At 43.8% G+C, this 14502-nt stretch carries 10 protein-coding genes; 2 read left to right on the top strand and 8 right to left on the bottom strand.

Annotated elements, in window-relative coordinates:
- The first annotated feature begins 37 nt into the window (after window positions 1-37).
- Window positions 38-1228 carry an ATP-binding protein gene (locus tag K2W90_04860; GenBank protein MBY0353666.1) on the top strand — a complete coding sequence of 397 codons (1191 nt, stop codon included), beginning with the start codon at window positions 38-40 and terminating at the stop codon, window positions 1226-1228.
- A 12-nt stretch (window positions 1229-1240) separates the two neighbouring features.
- On the opposite strand, the gene K2W90_04855 is transcribed toward K2W90_04860, so the two are convergent.
- Complete coding sequence (locus K2W90_04855; protein ID MBY0353665.1) at window positions 1241-2779, bottom strand: ankyrin repeat domain-containing protein; 1539 nt, start codon at window positions 2777-2779, stop codon at window positions 1241-1243.
- Window positions 2780-3014: 235 nt separating this feature from the next.
- On the opposite strand from K2W90_04855, the gene K2W90_04850 reads away from it, so the two are divergent.
- Complete coding sequence (locus tag K2W90_04850) at window positions 3015-4193, top strand: hypothetical protein (protein MBY0353664.1); 1179 nt, start codon at window positions 3015-3017, stop codon at window positions 4191-4193.
- A 116-nt stretch (window positions 4194-4309) separates the two neighbouring features.
- Here K2W90_04850 and K2W90_04845 read toward each other — a convergent pair whose 3' ends face one another.
- The 7 genes from K2W90_04845 to atpD all read right to left on the bottom strand — a co-directional run bounded on the left by K2W90_04845 (window position 4310) and on the right by atpD (window position 14431).
- The gene (locus K2W90_04845) at window positions 4310-5236 is read right to left on the bottom strand and encodes an ankyrin repeat domain-containing protein (GenBank protein ID MBY0353663.1); all 927 of its coding nucleotides are present in this window, start codon (window positions 5234-5236) and stop codon (window positions 4310-4312) included.
- Window positions 5237-5581: 345 nt separating this feature from the next.
- The gene (locus K2W90_04840) at window positions 5582-8134 is read right to left on the bottom strand and encodes a UvrD-helicase domain-containing protein (protein MBY0353662.1); all 2553 of its coding nucleotides are present in this window, start codon (window positions 8132-8134) and stop codon (window positions 5582-5584) included.
- A gap of 90 nt (window positions 8135-8224) precedes the next feature.
- Window positions 8225-9520: a hypothetical protein gene (locus tag K2W90_04835; protein ID MBY0353661.1), complete on the bottom strand. Its 1296-nt coding sequence runs from the start codon at window positions 9518-9520 to the stop codon at window positions 8225-8227.
- Between the two features lie 136 nt (window positions 9521-9656).
- Entirely contained in the window at window positions 9657-10955 is a 1299-nt protein-coding gene (locus K2W90_04830) for a hypothetical protein (protein ID MBY0353660.1), read from the bottom strand.
- A gap of 175 nt (window positions 10956-11130) precedes the next feature.
- On the bottom strand, window positions 11131-12465 hold the full coding sequence (locus K2W90_04825) for a hypothetical protein (protein MBY0353659.1): 1335 nt from the start codon (window positions 12463-12465) through the stop codon (window positions 11131-11133).
- 242 nt (window positions 12466-12707) lie between these two features.
- On the bottom strand, window positions 12708-12953 hold the full coding sequence (locus tag K2W90_04820; protein MBY0353658.1) for a hypothetical protein: 246 nt from the start codon (window positions 12951-12953) through the stop codon (window positions 12708-12710).
- A gap of 8 nt (window positions 12954-12961) precedes the next feature.
- The gene (gene atpD / locus K2W90_04815) at window positions 12962-14431 is read right to left on the bottom strand and encodes a F0F1 ATP synthase subunit beta (protein ID MBY0353657.1); all 1470 of its coding nucleotides are present in this window, start codon (window positions 14429-14431) and stop codon (window positions 12962-12964) included.
- Window positions 14432-14502: the final 71 nt, after the last annotated feature.

The following is a 14502-nucleotide window of genomic DNA, read 5'->3' as shown; positions in this document are numbered from 1 at the left end:
CGAGTTTTGTAAAAAGTCTAAAAAAGGGGCAAAAAAGATGATTATTAAGCGTACTATTACCGCTCATTTGCAAGAATTAGCTACGCAGTTTCCCGTGGTGGCAGTTATGGGCCCTCGGCAGTCTGGCAAGACCACCTTGGTAAAAGAGACTTTTGCTGGCTATGCCTATGTTACGTTGGAAGACTTAGACAAGCGGAGTGCAGCACAGCAAGACCCGCGGGGCTTTTTTGCTACGTATGCTCAGCACATCGGTTTAATTATTGATGAAATTCAAGAAGTGCCAGAGTTGCTTTCGTACATGCAAGGGATTGTGGACCAAGCGTATCGGCCGGGTTATTTTATTATTACCGGCTCACAGCATTTTCTTATGTACGAAAAAATAACTCAAACGCTGGCAGGTCGGATAGCCCTGCTTACGCTGTTGCCATTGTCGGTCCAAGAATTGCATGATGCCAATATGCTGCCTGAAGATTTTGCTTCGTTGTTCATTAAAGGTTGTTATCCGCGGCTTTATTCTCAGCCAATTCCGGTGCAAACATGGTGCTCAAATTATATCAGTACGTACGTTGAAAAAGATGTGCGGCAAGTGCTGAATATCTCTGATGTTATTGCGTTTCAAGGCTTTTTAAAGTTGTGTGCTGCGCGTGTTGGCAACTTGCTTAACTATGCCGACATTGCACGCGATGCTGGCATCAGTTTGAATACTGCCAAGTCGTGGATTGCAATTTTAGAAGCAAGTTACATTATCAAGTTGCTTCCACCGTACTACAAAAATTTTAACAAGCGCGTAATTAAAAGCCCCAAAATCTACTTTAACGATACGTCATTGGTTTGTTCGTTGCTAGGGATCAGAACAGCAGAAGAGCTGCATACGCATCCGCTCAAGGGCGCGTTGTTTGAATCGTTTGTGATTAGTGAAATGTTTAAACACAATTACAATCACAACAAGACGCCGCAGATCTATTTCTGGCGCGATGTGCAGGGCCATGAAATTGATGTGGTTATTGAAAAATCGTACAACCACGTTGTGCCGGTTGAAATTAAAGCAGGTATGACTTTTTCAGATAACTTTTTTAAAGAGCTTTTTGCCTGGCGAGAGATTACCGAGCAAGAAACATTGCCGCTTTACGTTGTTTATGGCGGTAACGAAAACCTTCAACGCAAAGAAGGGCGCGGGTTCTGTTGGAACTCAGTCGAAGCTTTGTTGAACGAGATTTACGGCGAGTGAGCTTTGTGTTCCTTACTTTTTACCTACCGCTTCATTGGTTGGACTTGCCGCAACCATTAAAACTGCAATTGCTTGCGCTTGCGCCTGTGCAGCTGCTTGGCAGGTTGGGCATTGGTAGGCAAGTTGAGTAGGTTGGGCAATAAACGTTTGCAGGCAGTTTGGGTGCATCATGTGCCCGCACGGCAGTTGCATGCCAACTTCGGCAATGTTGAACTGTTGCGCACAGAGCGTGCACGCGCTTTCTGCAGCCGCAATGCTTGGCAGCTGGCCATTGGTTTGTGTGTACTGCAGGGCATTAGCCAGGGCATAGTGCCCGTTTTGCGCAGCCAGCGTTTGTGCTGTTTTGTTAGCATTTGCAGTAGCCGCATTGGTGGTTGGGGTTAATAAGTTTGCACCGCTCATGATCAACATAAAACAAACAGTCACGTGGCCGTTTTGGGCGGCGCGGTGCAGCGGTGTTGCGCCAGCAGCATCAACAGCGTCAATGCCAATAGCCTTGGTTCCTTTGCTGCTCAGCAGCAAGCGTACGCCCAGCTCGTGGCCGTTGGTGGCTGCCAAGTGCAGTGGTGTTGATTTGTTGGCGTCTGTCGCGTTAACGTCGGCGCCTTTTGCCAGCAAGAGCGGGATGCAGTCGAGTGCATTGTTAGTGGCAGCAATGTGCAGCGGCGTGCTTTTATTGTTGTTTGCCGTGTTAATGCTGGCCCCTTTTTCCAAAAGTTGTTTGGTGCCATCCAGATTATTGTTGCCGGCAGTGTAGTGCAGTGGGCTCATGCCGTTTTTGTCTTTAACGTTTACCGTTGCGCCTTTTTTTAAGAGCGCGGTGATTCCTTCGTTAAAGTTATTTAAAGCGGCATAATGCAGGGGCGTTGAGCCAAGTTTGTTTCTAATACTGACAGTAGCATTTTTGTTAAGCAAGAGCTGTGCGCTAGCTAGCTGATTATTTTTTATTGCTTGTAAAAGTGGTGTTTCGTCCAGCGTATTTCGTACGTCAACTTTGGCATTTTTTGCCAACAATGCTTCTACGCAGACGGTCTGTCCGCTTTGAGCCGCAAAATGGAGTGGGGTAGATTTGCCTTTGGTAACCGCTTCAATGTTACATTCTTTGTATTCAAGAAGCTGTTTTACTACATCAAGTTGGCCGTAAAAGGCGGCCAAATGCAGCGGTGTTATGCCCGTGGTACCAGCACTGTTGATAGCAGCCTTTTGGTTGAGCAGCGTTTGTACGCATGGCTTTTGGCCAAATTGAGCAGCCAGGTGCAAGGCGGTTAGACCTTGTTTGTCTGCTACGTTAACCGGTGCGCCTTGTTGCAGCAAAAACAAAATAGTATTTGGGTGCCCGTTCTGAGCTGCAATGTGCAGGGGTGTTTGGCCGTTTTCGTCCGGTTCTACCAATGCTGCTGGTGGCAGCTGAGCCAATGAGTTGGTTGAGCCCATGGCGGCGTACCACATGCTTGCAGGAACGGTCAGCGTTGGCTGGTCTGCTGGGGCGCCATGCAGGTTATGGGTTAGCAAAAAAGTGAATAAAATTGCAAAAAAAGCGCTTTTTTTCATTAAGAAACCTTTCGCGATTTAATAATTATCTTATCTTATTATGAGTATAGCCAGTGCCTGTTCAGCTTGTAAATAATTTAAAAAAGTAGCCAGGGAGGCTAAAAGCGTGGTTGCTTGTGCTGTAAAAACGCTTGGGAAACACTTCTTCTTCTTCTTCTTCTCTTTTTTATTTTCAGTTTGCTACTCTTGTTGGCAAAAGTAGCTTTGGTCAAAAAATAGAACGAGGGAGTGTGTTATGAAGATTGCAAAATTATGGTTGGTGGTGGGGCTGCTGGTGCTGGGCGCGCAGGGCATTGTTTTTGGTGCAGCGTCAAATCAAGATCAATTGGGGAGTGCGTTGTGTTCTGAGATCGATAGTGTTCTTTCTCCGGACATGGAGGTTGTTAAAACGCTTATTGAGCAAGTTGCCGATTTGAATAATGAATATTCATGGCACTCGTGGACCAAAGCTTTTTTTCTCAAAAAAGATACGCCTCTTGGTGTGGCAGTGAAGAAGAATAGACTTGATATTGTAAGGTTGTTGTTGGCCGCAGGGGCAGATCCTCGACTTGCCATTTCTGATGGAAGTGGAGATGTTTTGCATGCATTGCAAGATGCAAATAATGATGTCTGGTTAAAGGGTAGAGAATTGTGCGAAAAACTTGTTAAGCTCAGGGATGATCTAGATAGAAAAGTGGAGAGTGATTTGCAGGCGTTTCAAGATTTTCTTAAAACAGTACCAAAAGAAAGTTTGTTTAAAAAATATACGTTTTCCTATGCATTTACTACGTATAAAGACTGTACGCCGCTCGCCTTTGCCTTGGAATTAGCCTTGGAAGAAGATATAGCCAAGCAGTTAGTTGATGCTGGAGGAGGTGTGATTCCCGATCTTTTACACAAAGAATATAGTCCTGCAGTGAACGATGGGAAGTTGACGCTATCCAAGGCACCTATCAGATACACATTTATTAAGGAATTACTGGGCAAAGAGTTGCTGATTGCGCTGAAAGCCAAGGATCAAAATCGCGCAAAAGAGCTTATTCAGGCTGGTGCCAATGTGAATATTAAGAGTGAAGATGCTGGATCAACGCCATTGCATCTGTGGGCGACGCATTCAATGTTTCCAAGGAATCGAGCAGGACATAAGGAATGGCTGAATTCGCATCAAGAGATAGTTGAATTATTACTTGCGGCAGGGGCTGATCCTGGTGTGAAGGACAGTGCGGGCAATACGCCGTTAGAGAAGGCAGATGATAAAGATAAAGATATGCTTAAAAAAGCGCTTGAAAAAGTAAAAAAAAGAATACGACCAAGCGTTCAAACGGCACCAACTCTACCAGTATCTTCTGCTGCATCGTTAAATGATTTGTCTGCTGCGCTGCAAGTACTGAAAGCAAAGTTGGTAACGTTGGTCCAGCAGCTTGCAACGCTTTAGATCGTTATAAAAAAAGAGGGGCACCAGAAACGGTGCCCCTCAAACTTTTTGCAGCAAAATTATTTATGCAACCATTATTGGGCCGCAGGGACAATGAGGTAGCGTATCAGGACCAATTAAAATTCCGCGCCAATCGTAGTTGGGCTCATGCCGCCAGGGCCATCTAAAATTTGCCCATGATTTTCCAAGAGTAGCCAAATTTCGAAAGCTCGTTCAGCTTGTTCTTTTCTAGTATCAAGTTCTTGTTTGATCCAGTTGATAAGGTTTGGATCAATCGGTTTGATTTCTTTGTGCGCAAGCAAAAGCTTTATACAATCAGTTGTTTCATACCAAACAGCAGTGTGGAGCGGTGTCCATCCTTCGTTGTTTTTTGCGTTGACGTCAATGCCAGGGTGTGCAAGTAAAAGTTCTACTAAGTCGGCTTTATCAAGAGAAACAGCCAAATGAAGGGCGGTGTTGCCGTATTTTTCGGCCGCATTGAGGTTGATTGCTGCTTCTTTACGATCGAACGGTAGAAGTTTTTCATACCAAATCGTTCTTTTGTGTGCAAGTAAGAGCTTAAGGCATTCAGTTCTGCCAAGAGAGACCGCTGTGTGCAACGGCGTAAGGCCGCAAAGACCGGGAGCATTAATGTCGATATCTTTGATATCGAAATAGTGACCTGCCATAGAGCCATCAGTGTTTATTTTTGTTGTGCCTAAAGTAACGGTGTGGGCCAATAAAAGTTTAACTGCTTCAATATTGTTGCAAGAAATTGCTTCGTCGAGCGGATGCAATTGTGTTTTGAAACCTTCACTTCCCTTCATAACGATTGGATTTACGTTGATGGTTGGGTTTTTAAGAATCTCTGATAGTTTTTTATTATCATGTGCTCGTATTGCTTTTACGAGTTTCCAGGAAGGTGTATGTTTTTTGAGGGCTTCTTGGAATATAAGCTTCCAGCTTGCATCAAAGGAGCGGATGGTTTTTCTGCTCTCTTGTGCTGCGAGAGAAATACTAAACAATGTCATTATGGCAAGCGATAGAATAAGTTTGCGGTTCATGAAAATTCCCCCAAAATGGTTCCCAAAAAAGTTTTCCCAATTGTTCAATTGTAAGGCACTTTTGGCTGGTTTGCAAAGGCTTTAATTCGTTTCAAGTGGAAATTTAATGGCCTTCTGTTTTGGGGTTTTTACCATTAATTGCAAGCCCTTCTTTCTTAGTTTGCTATGTGCTAAAATTGGGGGTAGAAACAATTAAATTGAAAGAGAAAATGAAAAATCGAAACATGCCTAAAGTGAAGATGTCTATGAAAACAAAGAGCTTTCAAGAACACCTTGAAAAGAGGCTTACTAAAAAAGAGATTGCTGAGATTGAAGCGCAAGCGGACTTGGAATTTCGTGCTCTCCTCAACTCTTCTTCAAAAAACTCGAAAGAATCTTTTTAGGCCCAGATTGAAAGATGGCGGTAATGTGGTACGCATCGCCATCGGCCTTTTCAACGTGCGTTACAATCCCTTTGCCAAACTTGCTGTGCTCAACTAATTGGTTTTTGTACCATTCGCTCGTTGGGGCTGTTTTGTTTGTAGACCCTTCGAGACGCCTGTCTAAGCTCTTGCGAGCTACGCCATGCTCCTCAGGGCGAACGGAGGAAGAAACTTGTTTGTTCTTTAGCGAGCGATTTGGATCCTGTGATCTTGTGTACTTGTTATTATTTTGTGTCGATTGATGGATCAGGTATTCTGGTTTTTCGGAGAATATCCTTTTTCCCGTTCGCCCTGAGGAGCCTGACGTAGCTTTTAGCGAAGACAGGCGTCTCGAAGGGGGAGATGATTCAACCGTATTTTCTCCACTCAACCGGTCTGGTGGTATAAAGTTGGTAAACGTAAGAATGTTTTGGTCAAACTGAGTAGAAAGACCAAGCCAGCGTCTAAACTGTGTTTTAAGTTGTGTTGCGTGGGCATTGCTCGCATTAAACTCTTGAACCAGTGGCCGCTTAAGTTCAGACAAAAAGCGTGACGGAATTTGGTGCACTATCGTGCCAAAGCGGTTGCGGTAATCAGCGTGCGTAAGTACCAGGCGTTCTTCTGCCCGCGTAATGCCCACATAAAACAGGCGTCGCTCTTCTTCAAGTTCTTCGTTGGTGTTGAGCGCTTTGCCGCTTGGCAGCATTTCTTCTTCAAGGCCGGTAATAATAACCATATCAAACTCAAGGCCTTTAGATCCGTGCAGTGTCATTAAACAGACCTGGTCATCGCGGTTTTCGTTATCACTCTTTTCTTGCATCAACGTAACTTCGTACAAAAAGTTTTCAAGTGTTGGTGCGTTTGAGCTACTGGCAAAAGGGTCGTTAGGGTTAACCGACTCGCGCGATCCGTCAAAATTCTTTTCAAACGTGGCAATTGATTGTACCAACTCGCGTACGTTTTCAATTTTTGTGTCAGCTTCTTGTGCGTCCAGCGTGGTGCGCAAATAATTAAGGTAATCAATTTTTGTCAGCACATGGTCAACTAAGTCTGACGGAGAGCCGTTTTGTGGTGCTGTTGCATAGATTGCCAAAAATTGCTTGAGCGCCAGCTGCTTTGCCGAACTAACGCCTTCGCTTGAAATCAAATACGTAATTAGTTGCTTAAAGTCGAGCAGTGGGTTTTGTTGCCAGGCTTCCATCAGCTGTTCTTCAAACTTTTGCCCAAGGCCGCGCAGCGGATAGTTAACAATGCGCAGCAGGCTGATGCGGTCAAAGGGGTTTACCATCAAGCGTAGGTACGCCAAAACATCTTTAATTTCTTTGCGTTCATAAAAGCGGATACCGCCAATAATGCGGTAGGGGATTGCGTGATAAATGAGCGATTCTTCCAACGAGCGCGATTGATAGTGTGTGCGGTACAAAATGGCTACGTTGCTCAGCTTTTTATTTTCTGGCAAATTTTTTAACAAGATCGCTACGGCATCGGCTTCTTGCTCGCCCGAGCGGCAGGTCAGCAATAAAATTCTATTTTTGCCCTGCTTGTCCGACCACAACTTTTTAGGGTTTCGCTGTGTGTTATGCTGAATCACGTGGTTAGCAGTTTCTAAAATCGGGGTGACGGAGCGATAGTTTTGTTCAATTTTAACGGTGGTTACCGGCGCAAACTCCTGCTTAATTTTAAGCATGTTGGTAACGGTTGCCCCGCGCCATGAATAAATTGACTGGTCTTCATCGCCAACGGCACACAGTGAATCCAGAATAAATTTTTTATCCTCATCAAGGCCCATTTGTCGTAGCAGCTCGTGCTGCGTGTGGCTGGTATCTTGATATTCGTCAACGAGCACATGCTTAATTTTTGCTTGGAACTCGCGTTTGAACGTTTTATTCTTTCTAAATAGTTTTAAGACTTCCAGAATCAAGTCGTCAAAGTCAAAGCTGCGAGCGGCTGTTTTTTCTGCCTCATACGCATGATAAATTTCTTTTATGAGCGGGCTTACGGTGTTTTCAGCCTCTTGCGGATTCATGAAATACTTATTTTTGTACTGCGATAGCTGGTACATAATTTGCGAGGGCGTGATCTGCTTTTCAAGAGCACCTTTTTTTATAATTTGTTTCACGATGCTGAGTTGGTCGTCACCATCAAGAATTGAAAAGTAGGGCGCTGAAAGATAATGCAGGTTGGTTCTCAAAAGCAGAAGGCAGTATGAATGGAATGTGCCAACAAACGGTAGCTCGTGGTTGCCATCAAGAAACTTGTGCAAGCGCTCTTTCATTTCTTCGGCAGCTTTGTTGGTGAAGGTGAGCGCAGTAATGGCCTTTGGGCTTACGTTTTCGTTAATAATTAAATTGGCAATGCGTGCGGTAATTACGCGCGTTTTTCCTGAGCCTGCGCCAGCAATAACCAGCAGTGCGCCAGACTTTTGCGTTGCTGCCTCTTGCTGTGGTTTGTTGAGCTCTTTGTTTATGAAATGATTAAACTGTTTTTTGTAATCCATCGTGACCAACATTATCCTGAAAAAAAGGTGATTAATGTGCGAGAGGATAGCAAAAAAAATGGGTAATAAGAATGAAAAGTTTTATTCGATTTATTCAATCGTTCGATTACTCTTTTCAAGTGCACGGTGTGTTGTGCCCGTGTACAGCGCAATAATAATCCAAACGCCGACTACACCAAGCGAAAGCAGTGGGCCATAAAAAAGCAGCTCATGCATTTGTGTAAAAAAGGTGCTTAAAAAACCGCCACCAGCTTTGGCTGAGCGGCAACCAAACATATCAATCCAGCTCTTCGCTTTAAACTTAATATCGCGGCTGGTGGGAATGTAGAGCATTTCTTTGCATGGATTATTGAGTGCGTAATTCAAACTTTTTATTACCACGAGCGCGCCAACCACGACCCATAAAACAGGTATCCACAAAATGTGCAGCAGAGCAACCGCGGTAATAACCGGATAGACAACCAAACAAAAAGTCAGGCCAAAGCGGCGCACTAAAAAGCTGGTACCGATCAGTGAGATCAATAATGCTGAGCCGTTGGTCATTAAACCAAAGTAGCTGAGAAAACGTGCCAAGTGTTCGGTTGAATGAAACTGAGTGTTGGCAAGCGATACCATTTGAAATTCAAGAATGGTGGCAACAATGTCGTATAAAACCGAAACGCCCATCACGCCCAGCAGGTAGGGCCTGGTCAGCAGTAACTTAAGCCCTTCAATGGGCCCAGTTTTTTCTGACGGTGCGTGGTGCTCGGCAGCGCGGGGGTTGAAGTGTGTGAAAATTTTAATGAGAACAGGTATAAAAGTTACGCCAGCGCAAATGCAAAACATAAGGAGTGGGATACCTAAGGTTGGGGCACTCAAGGCAATGTAGGGCCCAGCAATGGTGCCAATTTGGGCGCCAGCAATAATTAATGCATAGCCACGCTTTGCCGCCTCGGTGTTGGTAGAACTTGCAACGAAAGCCCAAAAAAGAGCAACCATGAGCGAGCCAAAAGTTTCAATCGTTACATACAGCGCCCAGCCTAAAATGCGGTACTTGTTTGGCGTGGTGTTGGCCAGGCCAATGGTTGGGTGGGCAAGTAAGAGTGCGATAATGAAAAAGAGTGAGCCGTAAAAAGCTGAAAAAATATAAAACAAATTTTGCTTTTCAAATAGGTCTACCGCTTTGGAATAAAGCAAAATGAGTGGGATGGTAAACCAGAAGGAAAGAATTTTTACGTACGGATAAAAATCGGGGCCTACCATTTTGGCAAAGAGCGCGTCTTTAAGCGGTTTCATGAGCCAGTAGGTGCCCAAAATGAGCAAGAGCGTGAGCGATAAAATACTAAACCGTTTAAACTCTTCGCGTGTTAATTTGCCCCAGAGGGCTTGTTTTATAGAACTTAGCATTAAGTCTCCTTTTGTTTTAAATATCTTCACGTACTATTTTTACGATAGCTTATTACCCCCGCTTATTTAAAGATATCAAGAAAAAAGGCCAGAGCAAAAAGCTCCGGCCTTTTAGTAGTTTTTTAGAAAACAATCATTACTCAATGATTGTTTTGCTATCAACAAGTTTCTTGTTGGTTCTGCCAACGTACAAAGCAACCATGATCCAGATGCCTACAATACCCATACAAACGAGTGGTCCGTAGAGCGCAAGGCTGGTCATGCTTGAGAACATAGAACCAATACCGGCACCTGTGGCTTTGGAAGAACGGGAACCGAACATGTCGATCCAACCTTTAGCTTTAAACTTAACGTCTTTGCTGGTTGGGATGTACATAATTTCTTTGCAAGGGTTGTTCAATGCGTAGCTGAAGCCTTTAATAGCAACCATGCCCGCAAATACTACCCAAAGACCAGGCAATGCCCAGATGTTTACCAAAACAATGGCAACGCTCACTGGATACATAACCAAGCAGAAGGTAAGGCCGTAACGGTTGATGAAGAATGTTGTTCCAATCAACGAGAATACCAAAGCAAGTGCGTTGGTGGTCAAACCAAAGTAGCCCAAGAATTGAGTAACTTTTTCTGCGCTGCCATAGGTTTCTTTTGCCAAATATTTGAGTTGGTAGTCGATAACGGTACCAATTACTTCGTACAATGTTGCAACGCCAAGTATGCCAAGAAGGTATGGCTTGGTCAGCAAGAGTTTAAAACCTTCAAACGCGCCGGTTTTTGGCTTGGTTGAAACACTCTTTTCAGCTGAGCTTGGGTATATGGTGATGAACATTTTGATCAACAAAGGTACCAGCAAAATGCCGCCAGCAACAATGCCGGTCAACAATGAAAGACCAAGGTGTTCTGCGTTTGTTGCCAAATAAGGTCCGGTGATGGAACCAATTTGCGCGCCTGAAATAATGAGCGCGTAGCCTCTTTTTGCTGAAGTCGTGTCGGTTGAGCTTGCAACGAACGACCAGAAAAGGGTAACCAACAATGAACCAAAGCTTTCAATAGCCAAATATACGCACCAGCCAAGCATACGCTTTGCAGGGGTGCTTGGGCCGTTAAGTGCAAAGGCTGGTTGTGCAAGTAAAAATGCAACGCCGGCAAATAAAATGCCATAAATAGTACACAAAACATAGAACAGCTTTTGTTTTTCTACCAAGTCAACAAGCTTGGAATAGAAAAGAATTAAAGGAACAATGAACGCGAATGAAAGCATTTTGGCGTAAGGCAATGATGCAGGTCCAACCAAGTCCATGAAAAGACCGTCTTTGAGTGGACGCATGAGCCAGTAGGTACCAATAATGAACAAGAACGTGAATGAGAGCATACCAAATTTTTTAACTTCGTCTTTGGTCAAATCTCCCCAGAGGGCGTGTTTAATTCTACTCAGCATAAAAAAAGCTCCTAAAAAAGGTTACTAAAATGTTGTTCTCTCAGTATTTTGTTGCGAATAAGTACCTACCCACTTTTGTTCATAGACACTATATCCTTTCGTTTTTCACAAGCAATCAGTATATTTCATATCGACTATTCTTGCAAATAGTTGATTCAGCTACCATTTATTGGTATTAATCGATGATCTTTTTTTCTGAAATAGCAGTATTAAACGTTTTGCCAATCATGCTTGCCAGTATGGCCCAGATAGCAATAAGCGACAAAACAATAGGGCCGGTTAGGTACGACATGGTAACAATAATGGTGTTAGCGGTAGAGCCGGCAGCCTTTGAAAAGCGCATGCCAAACATGTCGATCCAGGCCTTAGACTTGTATTTTATATTCTTGGTGGTTGGGATGTACAGAACCTCTTTTGCCGGCTGGTTGAAGGCGTAATTGATTGCTTTTGCAATAATCATCACATAAAAAATGCTTTGCAATGTTGGGTTGGCAAGGTAGTAAATAATTGAGATTCCCAACAGCAGCGGGTAAGCAATTAAACAAAAGCGTATGCCAAAGCGGCGTTGAAAAAATGATGTACCCAGCAAGCCAAACAAGCACGCAGTGCCTTGTACAGCCAGTGCGTAGTCGAAGAGGAATTTGTTAACTAAGCCAGCAGAAACGTAGGTTGTTTTTGCTTGCATAATCATTTGAAAGTTCATGACCGTTGAAACAAACTCGTGGAAGAAAATAAGAAAGAAGATGCCGGCAACGTACGGATGCGTGAGCAAGAGTTTTAAACCATCCAGAAAACCGACCGATGTTGGTTCTTCTAGGGTTGCAGGTGCAACTTTATCTTCGTATCCTTCCAAGATTTCTTTGGCAACAATTTTATGCAAAATAAACGTTACCAGAGCGATAAAGAAAAATAAACAGATTGAGATTAAGGCAATTAGTGGTGCGCGAGAGGCGTAAAGCTCTGGGTCTGCCGACAATCGGTTGCCTAAAAGTGTGAGCAAAAAGCCGCCAAGTTGAGTGCCAAAAATAATGAGGCCATAACCTTTTTTTGCCGACTCTGGTGTGGTAATGTCGTGCGTAAATGACCAGAAGAGTGAAATCATTAATGAAACATAACTTTCAACGTACAAAAAGAAGAGCCAACCAAGTAAGCGTGAAGCGCTTGGAACGGCGTTTTGTAAGCCGATTGTTGGATGGAAAAAGAAGTAAACGAAAATAAGGCCAATAAAGCCGTAAACGCCCACGAGTAAGTACACCATCTTTTCTTTAACAAAAACGTCCACCAGCTTTGAATAAATCATAACGAGCGGAAAGAAGATGGTGAGTGACAAAATTTTTGCCATGGGAATGTACTCAGGACCAACAATGTTAACAAAAATGCTGTCCTTAAGTGTTTTTAGTGGCCAATATGAGCCTATTAAAAAGAAAAAGCCCAGTGCGAGAAGGAGGAACTTGGTTAGTTCTTGCCCCTTGAGGTCTCCCCAGAATGTCCTAATTAACTTGTGAAACATGGCTTTATTACGTCCTCTCTAGCGGTTAATTCGTTTAAAGCATTAGTTGTACTTGTTTTTCATTAAAAAGTAAATTAAAACGTACAGTAATGTGTTGTATTAAATAACGAACGAACCTGTTTTTTTTTAAGTCGGTTATATTTTAGAAAAATGACTTTATGAGCCAAAGAATCATCTTAGCAGATTGAAATTTATAGTCAAGTACGGTCTTTTTTTAAATTCAATAAGAAAGTTTTAAGTAATTAGTCAAGAATAGCAATTGCCTTGTTGTCAGCAACGCTAAAAATACCCCCATCAACTTCGAGCGTTGTAGCCTCAGCATCGTGCGGCTGGTAGAGCAAAATGCTCTTTTTTTTGATGATGGAAACGAGCGGAATATGGCCGGGGCCAACCAAAAAGCTACCGGTGGGGCTTTCGATCTCTACCCATTTGATGGTGAGCTTTTTTGCCGACGTGGGGCCAATGATTTCTAATTCAAGAACTGCCATAATGATTCCTACAAATGAAGCTTGGCTTTTTCATGTGCTTCTGCCAGTGTGCCAATCATATAAAATGCTTGTTCTGGTAGGTTGTCGCACTCACCAGCAATAATGTGCCCAAAATCTTCAACTGTTTGTTCAACTTTTACAAAGCGCCCTGCAAGGCCGGTAAATTGTTCGGCAACAAAAAGTGGTTGTGTTAAAAACTTTTGGATTTTTTTAGCACGGTATACAATTGTTTTGTCATCTTCAGAAAGCTCGTCCATGCCCAAAATAGCAATAATATCTTGCAGTTCTTTGTACTTTTGCAAAATTTGTTGAACGCTGCGTGCCACGTTGTAGTGCTCTTTGCCTACCACATTTGCTTTCATGCCGCTTGAGTTAGACTCAAGAGGGTCGATTGCAGGAAAAAGGCCCGCTTGTGCAATTTTGCGTGAGAGTACGGTGCTGGCATCCAGATGCTGAAAGGTTGTTGCCGGTGCTGGGTCGGTGTAGTCGTCTGCCGGAACGTACACTGCTTGAATTGACGTGATAGACCCATTTTGCGTGCTCGTAATGCGCTCCTGCAACATTCCCATTTCTGAGGCAAGGGTTGGTTGGTAACCAACCGCCGAAGGCATGCGGCCCAGCAGCGCAGAAACTTCAGAGCCTGCTTGCACGTAGCGAAAAATATTGTCGATAAATAACAAGGTATCTTTGTTTTCTTCATCGCGGAAATATTCGGCCATGGTTAAGCCGGTCAGGCCAACGCGCAAGCGCGCGCCCGGCATCTCTCCCATTTGTCCAAAGACCAGGGCTGTTTTATTAATAACGCCAGAAGATTTCATTTCGAGCCAGAGTTCGTTACCTTCGCGTGTTCGTTCGCCAATGCCTACAAATACTGAATACCCGCCATGTTCAATGGCAACGTTTCTAATCAGTTCTTGCACGATAATGGTTTTACCCACGCCTGCGCCGCCAAAGAGGCCAATTTTTGAGCCTTTGACGTATGGACATAAAAGATCAATTGCTTTGATGCCGGTTTCAAGAATGTCGACCGACGTTTTTTGTTCAATCAAGCTTGGTGCGCTGCGGTAGATTGGCCATTTTTCGGCAGTGATGGGGTCGGTGATGCCGTCAATTGGGCGGCCCATAACGTCAAAAATGCGTCCCAATACTCCTTTGCCAACTGGCACCATAATTGGTCCGCCTGTGTTGAGTACAGGTAAGCCTCGCGTGATCCCCTCGATTGGTTCTAGTGCTATGCAGCGGACAATACCATCGCCCAAATGTTGTGCAACCTCAAGATTAATCATATTGTCAGACATATTGCTATCTTCGTCCAACATGATGGTAAGGTTGTTAAGAATATCGGGAACGTGCTTTTGGTTAAACTGAACGTCAACAATAGTGCCGCGAATTCTAAGAACGCGCCCAACTTTGAGGCTGTTGTCGGCGTCTGTTGGAATGTTTTTGTTTTTTTTATTTTCTACGTGATTGGTTTCCATGTGATCCCAACGTAAACGAGGCCCTTTTTCATAATTTTATTTTAAGCTATTGCAATATGTTGCGTTTGTAA

The organism is Candidatus Babeliales bacterium (assembly GCA_019749895.1).
In the GTDB taxonomy this organism is placed as follows: Bacteria; Babelota; Babeliae; order Babelales; family RVW-14; genus AaIE-18.
This window is presented reverse-complemented; position numbering and strand designations above follow the sequence as displayed.